The 18,440-nt window shown below is 54.4% G+C and carries 14 protein-coding genes and 1 riboswitch; of the genes, 6 read left to right on the top strand and 8 right to left on the bottom strand.

Going from position 1 to position 18,440, the window contains the following annotated elements; genetic code table 11:
- Positions 1 to 101: 101 nt before the first annotated feature.
- Both tolC and dhaR read left to right on the top strand, forming a co-directional pair.
- A complete protein-coding gene (tolC, locus tag ACQKDS_RS12115; RefSeq protein ID WP_399670609.1) occupies positions 102 to 1,604 on the top strand; it encodes an outer membrane channel protein TolC in 1,503 nt (500 codons plus the stop codon).
- A gap of 141 nt (positions 1,605 to 1,745) precedes the next feature.
- Positions 1,746 to 3,695 carry a dihydroxyacetone kinase operon transcriptional regulator DhaR gene (gene dhaR, locus ACQKDS_RS12120; protein ID WP_399670612.1) on the top strand — a complete coding sequence of 650 codons (1,950 nt, stop codon included), beginning with the start codon at positions 1,746 to 1,748 and terminating at the stop codon, positions 3,693 to 3,695.
- Here the strand turns inward: dhaR and dhaM are convergent.
- From dhaM to ACQKDS_RS12140, 4 genes are read right to left on the bottom strand one after another with little or no spacing between them, the layout of a single operon-like run.
- On the bottom strand, positions 3,692 to 5,122 hold the full coding sequence (gene dhaM, locus ACQKDS_RS12125; protein ID WP_399670615.1) for a dihydroxyacetone kinase phosphoryl donor subunit DhaM: 1,431 nt from the start codon (positions 5,120 to 5,122) through the stop codon (positions 3,692 to 3,694). The two genes, dhaR and dhaM, sit on opposite strands and share 4 nt — an antisense overlap.
- A gap of 14 nt (positions 5,123 to 5,136) precedes the next feature.
- On the bottom strand, positions 5,137 to 5,766 hold the full coding sequence (gene dhaL / locus ACQKDS_RS12130; protein WP_399670618.1) for a dihydroxyacetone kinase subunit DhaL: 630 nt from the start codon (positions 5,764 to 5,766) through the stop codon (positions 5,137 to 5,139).
- Between the two features lie 9 nt (positions 5,767 to 5,775).
- Positions 5,776 to 6,846: a dihydroxyacetone kinase subunit DhaK gene (dhaK, locus tag ACQKDS_RS12135; RefSeq protein ID WP_399670620.1), complete on the bottom strand. Its 1,071-nt coding sequence runs from the start codon at positions 6,844 to 6,846 to the stop codon at positions 5,776 to 5,778.
- Positions 6,847 to 6,897: 51 nt separating this feature from the next.
- Complete coding sequence (locus ACQKDS_RS12140) at positions 6,898 to 7,998, bottom strand: glycerol dehydrogenase (RefSeq protein WP_399670623.1); 1,101 nt, start codon at positions 7,996 to 7,998, stop codon at positions 6,898 to 6,900.
- A 353-nt stretch (positions 7,999 to 8,351) separates the two neighbouring features.
- Here ACQKDS_RS12140 and ACQKDS_RS12145 point away from each other — a divergent pair, with 353 nt between their 5' ends.
- Positions 8,352 to 9,011 carry a DUF1190 family protein gene (locus ACQKDS_RS12145; protein WP_399670626.1) on the top strand — a complete coding sequence of 220 codons (660 nt, stop codon included), beginning with the start codon at positions 8,352 to 8,354 and terminating at the stop codon, positions 9,009 to 9,011.
- A 3-nt stretch (positions 9,012 to 9,014) separates the two neighbouring features.
- The gene (locus tag ACQKDS_RS12150) at positions 9,015 to 10,175 is read left to right on the top strand and encodes a glutathionylspermidine synthase family protein (RefSeq protein ID WP_399670629.1); all 1,161 of its coding nucleotides are present in this window, start codon (positions 9,015 to 9,017) and stop codon (positions 10,173 to 10,175) included.
- 113 nt (positions 10,176 to 10,288) lie between these two features.
- Here ACQKDS_RS12150 and ygiD read toward each other — a convergent pair whose 3' ends face one another.
- Positions 10,289 to 11,071 carry a 4,5-DOPA dioxygenase extradiol gene (gene ygiD / locus ACQKDS_RS12155; protein WP_399670632.1) on the bottom strand — a complete coding sequence of 261 codons (783 nt, stop codon included), beginning with the start codon at positions 11,069 to 11,071 and terminating at the stop codon, positions 10,289 to 10,291.
- 206 nt (positions 11,072 to 11,277) lie between these two features.
- On the opposite strand from ygiD, the gene zupT reads away from it, so the two are divergent.
- Positions 11,278 to 12,045 carry a zinc transporter ZupT gene (gene zupT, locus ACQKDS_RS12160; protein ID WP_399670635.1) on the top strand — a complete coding sequence of 256 codons (768 nt, stop codon included), beginning with the start codon at positions 11,278 to 11,280 and terminating at the stop codon, positions 12,043 to 12,045.
- 239 nt (positions 12,046 to 12,284) lie between these two features.
- On the opposite strand, the gene ribB is transcribed toward zupT, so the two are convergent.
- Positions 12,285 to 12,938 (bottom strand): 3,4-dihydroxy-2-butanone-4-phosphate synthase, encoded by a 654-nt coding sequence (gene ribB, locus ACQKDS_RS12165; protein ID WP_399670638.1) that lies wholly within the window; start codon positions 12,936 to 12,938, stop codon positions 12,285 to 12,287.
- A gap of 106 nt (positions 12,939 to 13,044) precedes the next feature.
- A riboswitch (FMN riboswitch) is annotated at positions 13,045 to 13,204 on the bottom strand.
- Between the two features lie 330 nt (positions 13,205 to 13,534).
- Here ribB and ubiK point away from each other — a divergent pair.
- Positions 13,535 to 13,804, top strand: a complete 270-nt coding sequence (ubiK, locus tag ACQKDS_RS12170) for a ubiquinone biosynthesis accessory factor UbiK (RefSeq protein ID WP_399670641.1) — start codon at positions 13,535 to 13,537, stop codon at positions 13,802 to 13,804.
- 246 nt (positions 13,805 to 14,050) lie between these two features.
- Here ubiK and hldE read toward each other — a convergent pair whose 3' ends face one another.
- Together hldE and glnE are read right to left on the bottom strand one after the other, a co-directional pair.
- A complete protein-coding gene (gene hldE / locus ACQKDS_RS12175; protein ID WP_399670644.1) occupies positions 14,051 to 15,481 on the bottom strand; it encodes a bifunctional D-glycero-beta-D-manno-heptose-7-phosphate kinase/D-glycero-beta-D-manno-heptose 1-phosphate adenylyltransferase HldE in 1,431 nt (476 codons plus the stop codon).
- An 84-nt stretch (positions 15,482 to 15,565) separates the two neighbouring features.
- Positions 15,566 to 18,403 carry a bifunctional [glutamate--ammonia ligase]-adenylyl-L-tyrosine phosphorylase/[glutamate--ammonia-ligase] adenylyltransferase gene (gene glnE, locus ACQKDS_RS12180; RefSeq protein WP_399670647.1) on the bottom strand — a complete coding sequence of 946 codons (2,838 nt, stop codon included), beginning with the start codon at positions 18,401 to 18,403 and terminating at the stop codon, positions 15,566 to 15,568.
- Positions 18,404 to 18,440: the final 37 nt, after the last annotated feature.

Below are 18,440 nucleotides of genomic sequence, written 5' to 3' on the forward strand. Positions count from 1 at the left end.
TAAGCCACCTTCTGAGAACCGCAGTCTCTGCTAGAATCGGCAACTATTTCGACTATCGTCAGCGTAAACATACCAATATTGCTGCACAACAAGGAATGCAAATGAAGAAACTGCTCCCCCTTCTTATCGGACTGAGCCTGGGTGGCTTCAGTGCAATGAGCCAGGCAGAGAACCTGCTGCAGGTTTACAAACAGGCAAGGGAAAGTAACCCGGAACTGCGTAAAACCGCAGCCGATCGTGATGCCGCATTCGAAAAAATCAACGAATCGCGTAGCCCGTTACTGCCGCAATTGGGATTAACCGCTGGATACACCTACAATAGCGGTTATCGCGATGCCAAAAATACCGACTCGGATACCACCAGTGGTTCTTTGGCACTGACCCAGACCCTTTTTGATATGTCAAAATGGCGTGCGCTAACGCTACAGGAAAAAACCGCCGGTATCTCCGACGTCACCTTCCAAACCGCAGCACAGCAGTTAATGCTCAATACCGCCACGGCCTATTTTAATGTGTTGAAGACAATCGATACTTTGTCCTATACCCAGGCGCAAAAAGACGCGGTATACCGTACGCTTGACCAAACAACCCAACGCTTCAATGTCGGCCTGGTCGCCATTACTGACGTGCAAAACGCCCGCTCCAATTACGATAACGTATTGGCTGCCGAGGTCACCGCCCGTAACGATCTGGATAACGCGTTGGAAGCCCTGCGCCAAGTCACTGGTACTTTTTATCCAGAACTGGCTTCGCTAAATACCGACAGGTTCACCACCAAACGCCCCGCCGCGGTTAACAACCTGCTGAAAGAAGCCGAAGCGCGTAACCTAAGCCTGCTTTCTGCGCGTCTGAGCCAAGACCTTGCTCGTGAACAGATTAAGTATGCGCAAACCGGCTATATGCCAACGATTGATATGAGCGCATCTACCGGTGTAAGTAATACCAATAATCATGGATCCCGTAATATCAATCCTGATTCTGACATCGGCCAAAACAAAATCGGCGTAAGCTTCAACTTACCGTTGTTTAACGGCGGTCAGACCAACTCGCAGGTTAAGCAGGCGCAATACAACTTTGTCGGCGCCAGTGAGCAGTTAGAAAGTTCACACCGTTCAGTGGTGCAGACCGTTCGTTCATCCTTCAACAACGTCAATGCGTCCATCAGCAGCATTAACGCCTTTAAACAGGCCGTTATTTCTGCACAAAGTTCATTGGATGCCATGGAAGCCGGTTACCAGGTTGGCACGCGTACCATTGTTGATGTGTTGAATGCGACCACCACACTGTATAACGCTAAACGCCAGCTGTCAGACGCCCGTTATACCTATCTGATCAACCAGTTAAACATCAAATCGGCGCTCGGTACCTTAAACGAGAACGACCTGATGATGCTGAACGGCGCACTGGGCAAACCGGTTCCGACCGCACCTGACGCCGTTGCGCCACGCAACAATGCACAGGATGCTTATGCCGATGGCTACCAGGACAACTCACCGATGCAGCAAGTTGATGCGCCTGCACCGGTCAGTCGCCCGGCCACATCGGCCTCACGAACCAATACCTCTGCCGCTTCCGGCGACGTACTTAACACGTTCATGAACTGATCGCAGGGCAGCGATAACCATTAGGGTGTGGCGTAAGCCGCGCCCTTTTTTTATGCTGAATGTTCGCGAGCTCACAGCCAGTACGCCCTGCGTCAGTGCTATCATCCCCTCTCGCCATACAACTTGCCTGGATAACACGCGATGGAAAATCCCCAACTCTGGCAACGCCTGATGGCTGAGGGTGACTTGCCGCTCTCGCAACGCCCATCGCCAGCAATCTATGCGTCATGGCAACGTTGCCGTATGCTGATGCACCCAACGCAATGGAAAGCACCGCACAGTGCCCTAGGTGCCACCTTCCATTCAATCTGCCAGCGTAAAAACGATCTGCTGACGCTGGGTCAGGCGGCATTGGAAGACGCCTACGAATATATGGAACAACGCCGCTGTGTGCTGATGATCCTCGATGAAAGCGGCTGCATGCTGTGGCAATGCGGTGACGCCACCACGCGCGAACGCTTAATGCAACTGGGTTTTGTAGCCGGTGCCTATTGGGCAGAAGGCGACATCGGCACCAACGCGCCGTCGCTGGCCGCTGCCGAAGGGCATCCGATGCAGGTAAGCGGCAACCAACACGTCCGACAAGCGCTGCACCCGTGGTCATTCTGCGCCACGCCGGTGTATGACAACAGCGGCCGCCAACGTGGTGCCATCGCGCTCGGCTGCCAGTTAACCGACAGCACGGCCAGCGATCTCTCATTGACGCTGGCCCTTGCACGTGAGATCGGCAACTCCCTCAATGCTGACGGGCTGCTGGCCGAATCTAACCGGCATCTTAACCAGCTTTATGGGCTGCTCGATGGCGTAGACGATGGCGTGATGGCCTGGGATCATCGCGGTTATTTGCAATACATCAATCAGCGTGCCGCCAGCACGCTAAAACTTGACGTGCAACAAAGCCAGGGCAAACAGCTAACGCAGCTGTTAACGCTGCCCGCGCTGCTCATCCGCGCGATAGCACAGCGGCAACCGCTTCAGCACGTTGAGGTCACCTTCGAAAGCCAGAAACAGTTCATCGCCACATTGTTGACCTTAAAACCGATTCCCGATGGGGAGCGATACAGCTTTATCGCCTTGCTGCATCCGCTAGAACGCTTGCATCAATACGTCAGTAGCCAACTTGGCCGCGTCAGCCACACGTTTGAGCAAATGCCATCTGGCTCGTTGGAAATGCGGCGTTTGATCCGCTACGGCCAACAGGCCGCGAAAGGCAACCATCCGATTTTACTGTGCGGTGAAGAAGGCGTGGGCAAAGAACTGCTGGCACAAGCGATTCACAATGCCAGCGAGCGCGCCGCTGGGCCCTATATTGCGCTCAACTGCCAACTCATGCCCGAAGCACAAGGCTTACGTGACTTGCTCGGCAGTGACGCCAGCGAGGAAGAAGCGGGACAACTGAGTAAATTCGAGCTAGCCCACGGCGGCACGCTGTACCTCGAACAAATTGAGTATTTACCGCCAGACCAGCAGGCGGCACTGTTGCAAGTGCTGAAAACAGGCGTCGTTATGCGCCTTAACTCCAACCGCATTATTCCCGTCGATGTGCGAATTATTGCCACCTGCGCCGCTAACTTGCCGCTACTGGTGCAACAAAATCGCTTTCGTCGCCAACTGTTTTATAGCCTGCAAGCATTCGAAATTCAGATCCCACCGCTGCGCCAACGCCTAAGCGACATTCCGCTCTTGGTGCAACACCACTTGAGAGCGTTGGAGCTGCATTTCCAATGCCGCTTCCGGGTAGATGATGACGTATTGGCGCAACTCGGCCTCTATTTATGGCCGGGAAATGATTTGGAGCTGAAAGGTGTGGTTGAAAGCGCTGCCATGATCTGCCAGCAACATCATATTCAACTGGCTGATTTGCCTTCGCATTTATTGGGCCATCAGCCGTTACTGGAACACGACGCGCAACCCGATGCGCCGATGCTCACGCTGGCGGAAACCGAACGGTTGGCCATTCTACGGGCAGCCAGCGTCAGCCACGGACAATTGAATGAAATGGCGCAGCTATTGGCGATTGGCCGCACCACCCTTTGGCGAAAAATAAAGCAATATCAGATTGATATCCGCCAATTCAAACAGCGTGCCTAATGGCTGAGTTGCAACACACCGCGCGCCGCGTCCAGCATCGCTTTCTGGCCGTTTCGGGTTTTGCTCAGGCAATCGTGCATCCCAACAACCATCGGGATGCCCATCGCCTTGGCCAAAATCGCGCTATGCGACAAGGCGTTACCGCCACTCAAGCAAATGCCCAGCACCATGCGGCGATCGAGTTTTACCACATCGGATGGCATCAGTTCATCCATCACCAAGATAGACGGTGTCGCCGGGCTAATCAACGGAATAGTTTGATGCTGCAAGTGACACAAAGTACGGCGTAACATGTCATAAACGTCTACCTCACGGGCGCGCAAATACTCATCGTCCAAAGCGCGATACTCTGCGGCGATGATCTCCAGTTCTTGCCGCCATGCCTGTTCCGCGCTACAAAGCTGCTGGGCGATACGCGTATAGGCGGCCTGTTGCAAATCGGGATCGTCCAGCAATAGGCTGTGTGCACCGAAAATGCCCGCCTGTGCTTTACCAATCAAGGTTGCCGTACGCTCCGCTAAGTGATTCAGATCGCTTAACGTAAGCTGCAATGCATCACGTAAACGCTGCTGCTCATTAACCACATCGCCCATGCCGATGGTGCTTTGCGCATCCGGTGGCCAAAAGTGACAAACCTGCAACACCGGGCCACTGCTGATGCTCTCTTCAACCGGTATCCCTTGCAGCGAAGGTTGCTGGCGATCTGACACCGTTTCGCCAAAATGTTGCTCCGCCAAATTCTTAAAGGCCGCTAACGCCTCATCGGCCTGTTGGCCGCTGGCGATCAACCGAATCTGGTCACCGTGACGTACCTGCAACAAGGCCAGTTGATTCAGGCTACGCGGGTTGGCGCACTGCCCGGCTTTTTCCAACACCAGTTCGGCATCAAACGGAGCCAACACTTCTGCCAAACGTGCCGCCGGACGGGCATGAAGCCCATGCGCATTCTGTACTGTCCAACTGGCGCTCTTGCCTTGATTCATCGGCAACGCGACCGGCTCCATCGCGGGTGCCGATTCCCCCAGTTGCGCCTGCTTGGCCTGTAAGGCGCCGCTCGCTTCGGCCAGCACTTGCTCCAACCCAGCGCCGGCGTTGGCGGCGACAACCGCCGCCAGCGTTCCTTCCACCAGCGGTGCAGAACACAACGTGACCTTGGCCGCCAACAACGGATCAAGCAGGTCTAACGCGGTTTCCGCACTCAGTAACGCGCTGCCTAAGTCCATCAGCACGACGATGCCATCACCGTCCGCCACCGACTCAATCGCTTCCATCACTTTGATCGCGTCAGTGCCAATCGGGTGCTGCTCATCGTCCACCCCCGCCGCCAACGCCAGTTTACAGCCATCACCGCGCATCATTTGCTGCGCCAGCGTTTGCACACCCTGTGCCAACAATGCACTGTGAGAAACCACTACGATATTGATCATGTCGCCTCCCGCTGTTATGCAGCAATCTCCGCCAGCGTTTTTATCATCAGCATCACCGATGTCGCTCCGGGATCCTGATGGCCAATACTGCGTTCACCAAGGTAACTGGCCCGCCCCTTACGCGCCTGCATAGTAATGGTGCCCTCTAATGCCTGTTGCGCCCGCTCCGCTGCACGTTGCAAAGCCTCTGCCACGCTGACTTGTTGCTGCACCGACTGGCTGAGGCTTTCGACCACCGGCCACCATACGTCGCACATGGTTTTATCGCCCGGCTCTGCCTTGCCGCGCATGACCACGCCTTCGACGCCCTCTTGTATCATTTGCTGTAATTCGCTCAAATCTAAGCTCTGCTTGGCGTTAGTAGACTGAGCGGCGCGGATAAAGAACGTGCCAAATAGCGGGCCACTGGCACCCCCGACGCTGGACAGTAACGTCATGCCGGTATTTTTCAGGATGAAACCGATGTCTTTGTCTGCCACCGACGGCAGTTTTTCAACCACTTTATTGAAGCCACGATTCATGTTCAAACCGTGGTCTGCATCACCAATTTCGGTATCTAATTGGGTCAAAAAGTCTCTTTCACGGGTAAAGACATCGCCGCAGCGTAGTAACCAATCGACGATCTGTTGTTTGCTTAACGCCATAATTCCTCCTCAGCAACCCCAACGCAGCGCGGGCGTTTTTACCGGCGCATCCCATAATGACAGCAGTTCATCGTCTACTTTCAGCAAGGTGATAGACACACCCTGCATATCCAACGCGGTGCAATAAGAACCGATCAGATTGCGCTCAACGATGATCCCCGCTTCGGCACAGCGTTCCGCCAATCGGTGATAGACGCCATACAACTCTGATAGAGGAGTGGCACCTAGATTATTCACCAACGCAATAACCCGATCCCCCCGTGCTAACGGTTGTTTTACCTGCACCTCATCGCGCCACTCGCCCTGTGTGCGATCCCAAACGTGAAGGGTGCGCTGATAATGGCCGTGTTCAATCAACGTATGGAACATGTCATCTACCGCCTGATTAAGCGTCGTGAACGGCCGCCGCTCAATGCCCGGCTCACCGTGAATCCCCACGCCGAACTCCATCTCGTCTTCCGTCAATACAAACGAAGGTTTACCGGCGGCCGGCACGGTACAAGCACCGAGCGCAATACCGAGCGAATGGCCCTGATTGTTCAACCGATGACCGAGCGCCGCCACGTCATCCAGTGCATCGCCGCGTTGCGCCGCCGCACCCAGCAGTTTTTCCATCAGCACGGTATTGGCTACCCCACGACGACCGGCAGTAAACAGGCTGTCTTTCACCGCAACGTCATCATCCACCAGCACCGTCGCGACCTGTACACCACTCTCATGCAGCAATTCCGTGGCGGTTTCAAAGTTCAGCACGTCGCCAGTGTAATTTTTAATCAACAGCAAAACCCCGGCGCCGCCATCAATCGCCTGGCCGCATTCGTACATTTTGTCCGGCGTCGGAGAAGTAAAAATCTCACCCGGGCAAGCCCCATCAAGCATCCCTTCGCCGACAAAACCGCAGTGCATCGGCTCATGACCGCTCCCGCCACCGGAGAGAATCGCCACCTTACCCTGCACCGGGCCACCGGCACGGGTGACAAATAACGGGTCTTGATGCACCAACAGCTCTGGATGCGCTTCGCCTAGCCCGCACAGTTGCTCGTCTAACACCGACTCAACCTGATTGATAAACTTTTTCACGGTTAACTCCTCTGTAGAAAACTGTGGACGCGGCGTACCGCGCCCTGCGGTTTATGCGCGCTGCAACCAGGCGCTGCCAAGCCGGTCGGCGGTTAAAATCGCCGCCTGTACGTTGGCCGGTGTCACCTTGAACGGCATATTGTGGATAGTTTCGCCCTCGGCGCAGCTGGCTTGCGCCACCGCCATGGTCTTCGTTGCTAAATCGCCGGTAACGCCCATCTCTGCCAAGGTGATCGGCAGGCCGACTCGCTGGCAGAAATCCAGCACGGTTTCGATTTGTTGCATGGTGCTGTTTTGCAATACCAGTTGCGCCAACGTGCCGAAAGCCACTTTTTCGCCGTGATACAAATGATGGCACTCTTCCAGCACGGTAAAACCATTGTGAATGGCGTGTGCTGCGGCCAAGCCGCTGCTTTCAAAGCCCAGACCGCTCAAGTAAGTATTCGCCTCAATGATGCGCTCTACCGCCTCCGTCACCACGCCGGCTTCCACCGCCAATTTGGCTTTGATGCCTTCCGCCAGCAGCGTTTCATAACACAATCGCGCCAGGCTCAGCGCCGCCAACGTTGAATGGCCTCCGGCCATGCTGGTCGCCTGCGCATCGAAGCAGGCCTGCGCTTCAAAGTAGGTAGAAAGCGCATCCCCCATGCCCGCGACCAGCAATCGCACCGGCGCTTGGGCGATGATGGCGCTGTCCATCACCACCATATTCGGGTTACTCGGGTAGATCAGATATTCCTCGAACTCCCCTCGTTCACTGTAGATCACCGATAGCGCACTGGTCGGCGCATCGGTTGAGGCAATCGTCGGCACCACGACCACCGGTATTTTCTGGTAGAACGCCAATGCCTTGGCGGTATCCAACGTTTTGCCGCCGCCAATGCCCATCACACCATTACAGCCGTGTGCTTTCAGCTCACGGCCAAGACGTTCGATTTCTTGGTGACTACATTCGCCGTTAAACAGACAAGCATGGTGTTTGACGCCCTGCTGCTGCAGGCTGCCCATGGCGGTATCGCCTGCCAATTTCATCACGAAATCATCGGCAATCACGAAATAGTGATCGGCCAGCGCTTTAGCATGTTCACCAACAGCGGCTAACGCATTGGCACCTTGAATATATTTGCTTGGGGACTGAATGATTCTCAACATAACCAGATCCTTGTAGGGTATTTGACGATGGTACGTTCAGATCTCAGGTGATGATGCGTCGGTACAATGCCTACGCGTTGTTATTAATCATGACTATACGACGCAAAAAACGCTTGGCGACACGTCGCATTTTCGTTTCATTATGGAACATAAAAGACCCATTAATGTTTCACTTTGAAACGCTAGTGGGTCTTTTTTTCGTGGATAAGAGAACTGACGCACAGCCAAACGTATAGCTGCGTAAAGAGTCGCGCCAACACTGGGTTTCAGCTTTAATTTTGAACAGCTTTCCCCTATCCTTACGCCACGACTGGGAAAGGGCGAAAACAGCCCGCATGATGGGATTAATAACCATGAAACGGACAAAAAACATTAATCAAGAGACGTTCCGCAAATCTTGGCGCAGTTATCGCGTTGCGCCCGTGGCTTTGGCGATCGGTGCCGTATTGATGCTGGCCGGCTGCGAAAAGACCGATGAGACCGTCTCGCTGTATCAAAATGCTGACGACTGCTCGCGTGCCAATCCATCGATGAGCGAACAATGCACCACCGCTTACAACAACGCGTTGAAAGAAGCGGAGAAAACCGCACCAAAGTATGCGACCCGTGAAGACTGCGTCGCCGAATTTGGCGAAGCACAGTGTACACAAGCACCAGCGCAGGCGGGCATGGCGGCAGAATCGCAAAGCAGTGGCAGTTTCTGGATGCCACTGATGGCCGGTTATATGATGGGCCGTATGATGGGCGGTTCCGGTTTCGCTCAACAACCGCTGTTCACCTCGAAAAACCCAGCAAGCCCCGCTAACGGCAAATTTGTCGACGCCACGGGTAAAAACTATGGCGCAGCCACCGCTGGCGGCCGCACCATGACGGTGCCCAAAACCGCGATGGCCCCTAAACCAGCGGTGACCAATACCATTACGCGCGGTGGCTTTGGTGAGTCAGTAGCTAAACAAACCAGCATGCAGCGCAGCAATGCAACCTCCCACTCATCACGCAGCATGGGTGGCTAAGGCATGAAGCGCGTTGCAATTGAAGAACGCCCAGACTGGCGTGAAAAGGCGGCTGAGTTTGGCTTTAACTTCCACACCATGTATGGCGAACCCTACTGGCGTGAAGATGCCTATTATCAGTTCACGCTGGCACAAATCGAAGAAATCGAAAGCGTTACCGCAGAACTGCACCAAATGTGTTTGCAGGTGGTTGAAAAAGTGGTCAACAGCGATGAGTTGCTGGCCAAGTTCCGTATCCCGAAACACACCTGGGAGTTCGTGCGCAGCGCGTGGCGTACCAATACGCCCTCGCTCTATTCACGCCTCGATCTGGCTTATGACGGTGTTAACCCGCCAAAACTGTTGGAAAACAACGCCGACACGCCTACCTCACTGTATGAGGCCGCGTTCTTCCAGTGGATTTGGCTGGAAGACCAACTCAATGCCGGTAAGCTGAACGCCGAAGCGGATCAGTACAATAGCCTGCAAGAAAAGTTGATCGAACGTTTTGCTGAACTGAGAGCTGAACACGGCTTTAATCTGCTGCACATGGCGTGCTGCCAAGACAGCGTAGAAGATCGTGGTACGGTGCAATATCTGCAAGATTGCGCGCAGGAAGCCGGCATCGCCACCGAATTTCTGTTTATGGAAGAAATCGGTCTGGGCGAGAAAGGCCAATTCACCGATCTGCAAAATCAGGTTATCAGCAATCTGTTCAAGCTGTATCCGTGGGAGTTCATGCTACGTGAGATGTTCTCAACCAAGCTGGAAGACGCTGGCGTGCGCTGGCTGGAACCCGCGTGGAAAAGCATTATCTCCAACAAGGCGCTGCTGCCGATGCTGTGGAAAATGTTCCCGAATCACCCTAACTTGCTGCCGGCCTATTTCGCGGAAGATGAACACCCGCAGCTTGATCACTATGTGATTAAGCCGCTGTTTTCACGCGAAGGTGCCAACATCAAAATTGTGCAAAACGGTGAAGAAGTGGCGCGCGTCGATGGCCCCTATGGCGAAGAAGGCATGATCGTCCAGCAATTCCACCCGCTGCCGCAGTTTGAAGGTAACTACACCTTGATCGGCAGTTGGCTCGTGAACGATCAACCCTGCGGCATCGGTCTGCGAGAAGATCGTGAGCTGATCACCCAGGATCTGTCACGTTTTTATCCGCATATCATTCTTGACTAAATGATCAACGGCGCGGCGGTGATGATTGCGGGGCGGCAAGCGACGCCCCCCAGCAAGAAGTCAATTGCACGCCGTTCAGCACCTTAAATGCCAGCACTACGCTGGCATTTTTTTTAGCCGATTTGAACTGACAACATACTCAGCGCACCCATCTCAAAACCGTCGATCGGTATCTCGATCGGTTCCTCACCGTTCCAACTGCCTAACACGTACAGCAACGGCAAGTAATGTTCCGGCGTCGGGTTAGACAACGCTGCGCCCTCGTGCTGCATGAACTGCACTAACGGGTGGTTCTCCCCGCGATAGCGCAAATTGTCCCGCACAAACTGATTAAATGACTCCGCCCACGGATACGGCCGCGAATCATCTGCTTGCCTTAACATTCGCAAGTTATGCACTACGTTGCCGCTGGCGATAATCATCACACCTTGCTCACGTAACGCCGCCAGCTTACGTCCCAGCGCATAATGATATTCCGCAGGTTGTGTACCATCGATACTCAACTGCACCACCGGGATGTCTGCCTGTGGATACATTTTTATCAGCACACCCCAACTCCCGTGATCCAACCCCCATTGGTGGGTATCGGCTATCACCGGCGTAGGCGCCAGTAGCTGCTGTAACTGCGCCGCCAGGGCAGGTGAACCCGGAGCGCGATAGTGCGTATCGAACAATGCCTGCGGAAATCCACCAAAATCATGAATGGTTTTTGGATGTTCCATTGCCGTCACGGCGGTGCCACGGGTGTACCAGTGGGCAGAAATGGCCACGATAGCGTTAGGCCGCGGCAATGTTTTCCCCAACCGTCGCCAGGTTTCGGTATAGCGGTTTTCTTCCAGTACGTTCATTGGGCTGCCGTGCCCGAGAAATAACGCGGGCATACGTAGGGTCGACATAAAATATCCTTAGCTGAGTCATCAACATTTCTGCTAACTACCTTACGCCGTTTCCCCCTGCGACACAGCCGGATAACGGTGATGGTGATCTTCAAGAAATTTGAATGGCTAACCCAATGAGAGCAATCAGGAAAATCAACTCGATTTATGTCTTTACTCTGTTAGTATCAGAATATAAATAATAATCATTAACATAGAGGACCACGATGTCGGTACCGCTGATCCTGACTCTGCTGGCCGGTGGCGCAACCTTTGTGGGCGCCCTGTTTGGTATCATCGGCCAGAAACCCTCCAATCGACTGCTGGCGTTTGCACTGGGTTTTGCCGCTGGCATTATGCTGCTGATTTCACTTATGGAGATGCTCCCCGCTGCGCTGCATACCCAAGGTATGTCGCCGATGCTCGGCTACGGCATGTTTATGATTGGCCTACTGGGTTACTTTGCGCTCGACCGCGTTCTACCGCATCAACACCCGCAAGATTTGATGCAAAAACCCATCACACCGCACAATTTAAAGCGCACCGCTATTTTGCTAACCCTGGGCATCAGCCTGCATAACTTCCCGGAAGGGATCGCCACATTCGTCACTGCCACCGCCGATCTGGAGCTGGGAATGGGGATCGCGTTGGCCGTCGCCATCCACAATATTCCCGAAGGGTTAGCGGTCGCAGGGCCGGTCTATGCCGCTACGGGTTCTAAAACCAAAGCACTGTTGTGGTCAGGGGTTTCCGGGCTGGCAGAAATTTTGGGCGGTTTGTTGGCATTTGTACTGCTTGGCCCACTGATTTCACCGGTGATGATGGCATCGATTATGGCGGCGGTGGCCGGCATTATGGTGGCGCTGTCGGTCGATGAGTTGATGCCGTTGGCAAAAGAGATCGATCCACACAATAACCCCAGTTACGGCGTATTATGCGGTATGGCGGTGATGGGCTTTAGCCTGACGTTGCTGCAAAGCGGCGGCATCGGCTGATATCGATATACAAAAAGGCTGAACAATGTTCAGCCTCAGACTACTGACAAAGCCCGTTATTAGGGAAAGCGTAGCGGTGGGGTCGTCGTGGCGTAAGCCACCGGAGCGCCCCTCGCTACGTTAGGCCCGGGTATCTCGAGCCATCAGGCAACTTGGTCATCAAGCTCAGGCTGAACAATGTTCAGCCTGATGATTTCATCTTCATTAAAGCACGGCGACGCAGTGCCTAGCGAACGCGCTCAGCTCGCCTGCTTTTCATACATCTGACGGTATGCCACCAAATCTTCAATGGTCAGAACCGTCATATCCTGCTGCTTAGCGAATGCGATCACTTCCGGCGCGTGCGCCATGCTGCCATCATCGTTGGTCAGCTCGCACAAGACACCGGCGGGTTTGAACCCAGCCATCGCCACCAGATCAATAGTCGCTTCGGTATGACCACGGCGGCTCAACACCCCACCCGGCTGCGCACGCAGTGGGAAAACGTGGCCAGGGCGATTGAGATCGCTTGGCTTGGCGTTATCAGCAATCGCCGCACGAATGGTGGTCAGGCGGTCAGAAGCCGATACGCCCGTCGTAACGCCCTGCGCCGCTTCAATGGTCACAGTGAAGGCCGTCTGGAACTGGCTGGAGTTGTTACTGACCATCATTGGCAGCTCAAGCTGTTGACGGCGTTCTTCAGTAAGACATAAACAAACAATGCCGCTGCCGTGACGAATGGTCAGCGCCATTTGTTCAACGGTCATGGTTTCGGCGGCAAAGATCATGTCACCTTCGTTTTCACGATTTTCATCATCGAGCACCATCACGCCACGCCCATTGCGTAGTGCATCCAACGCGCGTTCAACGCGTTCTACCGGCGTGCCGAAATCTGAAAGTAGCGTCTGATTCATGGTAAAAAACCTCATTAACTTTATGGATTACCAGAACCAGGGCGATCTTGAGGAGTGGCTATGCCATAGCCAAAATAACGCAAGCGGGTGAAAACCCAGCAGATACCGTTACTCTCTCCCATCCGGACTATAACCGTCGGCCCCGGAATTACACCGGATCTGCTGACCTCTAACCGACTGAAAAAGTTGGCTGAGCGCTCGCGGGCTTTCACCGTAAAAGATGATTTACCGCCGGTGGGGACTTTCACCCCGCCCTGAGAATAAGCCTTACGACTATAACGCTAATGGGAATGCGAGGCAATTGGCAAAGCGTGCCGCGATCACGGAACGGAGCAAGATGAAAGTTAGTTTATCCGACAGGCAACTCGCATTACACTATAGCTGCCATACTTCAAACAGCATCGTTGTTGGCCGCTCTGGCGCCTGTGAGTCACTGACGTGGTTAAGATCGCGCCTCGCTCCTCAACGCACGCCGAGGCCAGCAAAAACGCCGTTCAAATCTGTCGTTGACCGATTTGCCGCTTCCTTACCGCGTTGATACTCCGCAAATAAGTAAGGTAACGATAACAGCCATTACATTCTGAAAGGGATACGCCATGATTGACCCGAAAAAAATTGAACAGATCGCACGCCAGGTACATGAATCAATGCCTAAAGGCGTCCGGGAATTCGGGGAAGACGTAGAAAAGAAAGTCCGTCAGGTACTGCAAGCGCAACTGACCCGCTTGGACTTGGTCAGCCGCGAAGAGTTTGATGTACAGACTCAGGTACTCCTGCGTACCCGCGAGAAACTGGCCCTGCTGGAACAGCGTATGGCCGAGCTGGAAAGCAAACTGGGCAGCGCACCAAAGCAAGAAGAAGCGTAACGTCTATCCGGTTAGCCACAGGGGCTGAACATCCGTTCAGCCCCTGTACAATCGCGTTATTCGCACCACGCGGCAACGGCAAACACCCGCGCTTAGCCACTTTTCCAATCGATTATCACCAACCGTAACGCCAATCTTTGCCATCAGCCGCCCATGATAGGAATATAACGGCTTGGTACGATAGCAATGACCGATATAATCAACCGCGGCGTCGCCCGTAAAAAATTATCGCGGCAAAAACACGATTTAGCCGCGCTCGCCTTTGATGGCGTTAATGATGTTGGTCGTTGATAGCCCGTCTTCAAAGTTCAGAACCTTAACCTCACCGCCGTTGGCCCACACTTCCGCACTGCCAGCAATCTCGTCGGGCTTGTAATCACCCCCTTTTACCAGCAAATCAGGCAAAATATCGGCGATCAAACGTTGCGGCGTGTCCTCTTCAAACGGCACGACCCAATCGACCGATTCCAGCGCCCCCAGCACGATCATGCGGTTTTCCAACGCATTAACCGGGCGGGTTTCCCCTTTCAGCCGTTTGGTGGACGCGTCACTGTTAACCGCCACAATCAGGCGATCGCCCAGCTTGCGCGCATTCGCCAAATAAGAAACGTGACCAGCATGCAAAATATCGAAAATGCCGTTGGTCATCACCACTTTCTCACCGCGCTGACGTGCCTGCGCGACCGCTTTCTTTAACTGCTCTTCACTCATCACGCCAAAACCGGTTTCGGCACGGCCGCGAATCGCATTTTCCAACTCAATAGGTGAAACGGTAGACGTCCCCAGCTTGCCCACCACCACACCCGCGGCGGCGTTCGCCAAGAAACAGGACTCTTGCAGCGTATTGCCCGCCGCCAATGCCGCCGCCAGCACGCCAATCACCGTGTCACCTGCGCCCGTCACATCAAAGACTTCCTGCGCCTGAGTTGGCAAATGCAACGGCTGATGCCCCGGTTGCAACAACGTCATCCCCTGTTCGGAGCGCGTCACCAGCAAGGCGGAGAGTTCGAAATCAGCCACCAGCCTCATACCGCGTTCGACCAGTTCGGCTTCGTCTTTACAGTGGCCCACCACCGCTTCAAACTCAGACAGGTTTGGCGTTAACAACGTTGCGCCGCGATAACGTTCAAAATCCGCCCCTTTGGGATCGATCAATACCGGCACGTTGGCCTCACGGGCCAGTTTGATCATGCCCTGCACTTTGCTTAGCGCACCTTTAGCATAATCAGACAACACTAACGCGCCAATCTGCGGCAGTGCTTGCTGGATGCGTTCTAATAGCGGTTGCGGATCGACGTTTGAAAAACCTTCTTCAAAATCAAGGCGAATCAGCTGTTGGTTGCGCGATAACACACGCAGTTTAGTAATGGTGGGATGCGTCGGCACAGAAACAAAATCACAGCGCACATTAACGGCATTGAGCTTGGCGCTCAGCGCGCGCGCGGCATCATCGATGCCGGTCAGCCCCACCAGGCGGGAGTTCGCGCCCAGCGAAGCGATATTCATCGCAACGTTAGCTGCACCGCCGGGACGCTCTTCAATGGTATCCACCTTGACCACCGGCACCGGTGCTTCCGGTGAAATACGGCTGGTTGGCCCATACCAATAGCGATCCAACATGACGTCACCAACCACCAGCACCCCGGCGCGGCGAAAATCAGGCAGTGTAACTTTCATCCGATAACTCCAAACATGTCATAAATTTAATGGTGCCAATGTTACCATAGACACCGTTGATACCAGCAAAAACGTGTTTCCGGCTTAACCCAACCATTGACGCCAACTGGCGCGCACCTGTGCGCGTTCTTCACTAAATCGTTCACTGCTGACTTTGCCGGAGTGCTCCTGCAACGCCAAGTGATGAATTTCATCACGCATGGTGACGTAAGCCTGCGTTAACGCCCGCGCTTCGTCTTCCGGCATAATGTCGTAATTGGCCATCAGTTCAAAAATCCGCACGTTATCGGACCAACGCGTCAAACGTGGTTCATCAGGCGCATAACGTAAGACCAGATACTGAGCGATAAATTCTATATCGGTAATGCCGCCCTCATCGGCTTTGATGTCAAACAACTCACGTCGCTTGTTACCAAGATGGTTGCGCATCTTTTCGCGCATCTCGCGCACTTCTTGCTGCAACGTTTCGCTATTGCGCGCTTTGCAAAGGATCTCTCGGCGGATCTGCTCGAAGCGCGGATGCAGTGCCGGATCGCCATAAACAATCCGTGCCCGCACCAACGCTTGGTGCTCCCACGTCCAGGCTTCGTTTTGCTGATAATCCGCAAAAGCCTCAATGGTGCTGACCAACATCCCCGCCGCGCCTGACGGACGCAGACGTGCATCAACTTCATACAAAATGCCGGAGGAGGTGCGCGTGCTGAATAAATGCATCACGCGTTGTGCCAACCGCAGATAGAACTGCCGGCCGTCAATGCTGCGCTCACCGTCAGTCATCACCTCCGGCGGGCAATCCAGCAGAAAGACCAAGTCGAGATCGGAGCGGTAACCCAGCTCCCAGCCGCCTAACTTACCGTAACCGATCACGGCAAACCCACGCCCTGCACATTCGAGCAAATGGCTCGGCTGCCCATAGCGCGCCACCATATCTTTCCAAGCCTGCTGCACAACCGCATCAATGATTGCCTCAGCCAGATAGGTTAAGTGATCGCTCACGCTCATGACCGGCAACACGCCTGCGATATCGCCCGCGGCGATACGTAACTGTTGCGCCTGTTTGAATTGCCGCAACGCCTCTAAACGTTGCTCTTCATCATCTTCAGGCACCCGCAATAAATACTGACGCAGTTCGCTGCGATAGGCATCCGGTGCGACCGGCTGATACAGGGTATTGGGATCCAACAGTTCATCTAGCAACAACGGATAGCGTGCCAGCTGGCTGGCAACCATCGGCGATGCGGCACAGAGACGAATCAGGTGGCTGAGCGCCGCCTGATACTCCACCAGCAGTTCAAGATAGGTGGTTCGCGTAACAATGCTTAGCAATAGCTGCGTCAGACGCGCTAGCGCCGTCGGTGCGTCGCTGCGCGGACACACCTCAACCAGCAGGCGCGGCATCAGTTGATCAAGCACATCGCGCCCCCGTGGCCCGATGGTGCGCTTATCCACATCATGACGAAAATCCGCAATGGTGCGTAGCATCATACGGCGCTCTTCTTCATCCAAGTGCGGCATCAACGGCATAATTTCCTGCGCTTCCAGCGCATCCTGCCACAGGCTGTGATAGTGCTGGCAATCAGCTTCGTCTTCAATATCAGCGCTATCATCGCCGATCAGGTCGTCAAATACCGCTCTGACCGACTGCATATGGCTTTCCAGCTTTTCCACTAGCGCCGACCAGTCGGCAAACCCCATGCACCACGCTAACCGGGACTGATCGCGTTCGTCCTGCGGTAGCGTCTGGGTTTGCTGATCGGCAATCGCCTGCAAGAGATTTTCCAAGCGGCGCAGAAACAGATAACTGCTGCTCAGTTGCGCCACCTGATGTTGCGGCAGCAGGCCGAGCTCGCCCACCGCTTGCAGCGTCGGCAGCAGTGAGCGCCCTTGTAGGGTCGGCTCCCGCCCACCGCGAATTAATTGAAAGACTTGGGTGATAAATTCGATCTCACGAATGCCCCCTGCGCCCAACTTGATGTTGTCATGCAAACCACGCCGCCGCACTTCACGCGCGATCATACTCTTCATATTACGCAGTGATTGGATGACACTGAAGTCGATATAACGGCGGAACACAAACGGCCAGAGCATTTTGCGTAGTTCCTGGCTATACGGGTCATAAGCACCCCCCATCAGCCGTGCTTTGACCATCGCATAGCGCTCCCAATCGCGCCCCTGCTCTTGATAATAGTCCTCCAAGGCGGCAAAACTCATGACCAAAGGGCCACTGTCGCCAAATGGCCGTAAACGCATATCAACGCGATAAACAAAACCGTCGATGGTTTGCTGATCCAGCGCTTTGATCAGCCGCTGACCAAGCCGCGTAAAGAACTGGGCATTGTCCAATTGACGCCGCCCTCCTTTAGTTTGACCGTTTTCTGGATAGGCAAAAATCAGATCGATATCGGAAGAAAAGTTCAGTTCCTCCCCGCCCAGCTTGCCCATTCCCAGAATCAACAAGGGCTGCGGCACACCTTCGTGATTACACGGTGTACCCCATTCACGGCAGCAGATTTGATACAGCCAGTCACGCGCGCTGACGATCAGCGTTTCAGCCAATGCGCTCAGCTGTTGCAGCGTTTGTACCGTAGTGCTGGTATGTAACACTTGTGCCCACGCGATGCGCACCAGCGTTTCACGACGAAACCGACGCAATACGCGCATCAGTTGCGTTTCATCATGCACCTCTTCCAGCAAATCTTGCAGCCAGGCGGCGTAATGCCGATATTCATCCGGACACGGCGGCTGTTTGCGTAAGGTCTCTAACCAATCCGGATGGTTGAGCAGCATGTCACTGATGAAATCGCTCGATGCCAGTACCTGTTGTTCTTCGGTGGTGAAAGTGACGTTATCGCCCTGGACTTCCTGAAACCGCTGCACAATTTGCTCGGCTTGCGCCTGTAATGTGGCTGAAAGTGGCAACATGATGAATGCCTCTGACTGCGGCCTGCGCTACGCAGGC

The organism is Serratia sp. NPDC078593, from assembly GCF_050268245.1.
Lineage (GTDB): Bacteria > Pseudomonadota > Gammaproteobacteria > Enterobacterales > Enterobacteriaceae > JBNNGK01.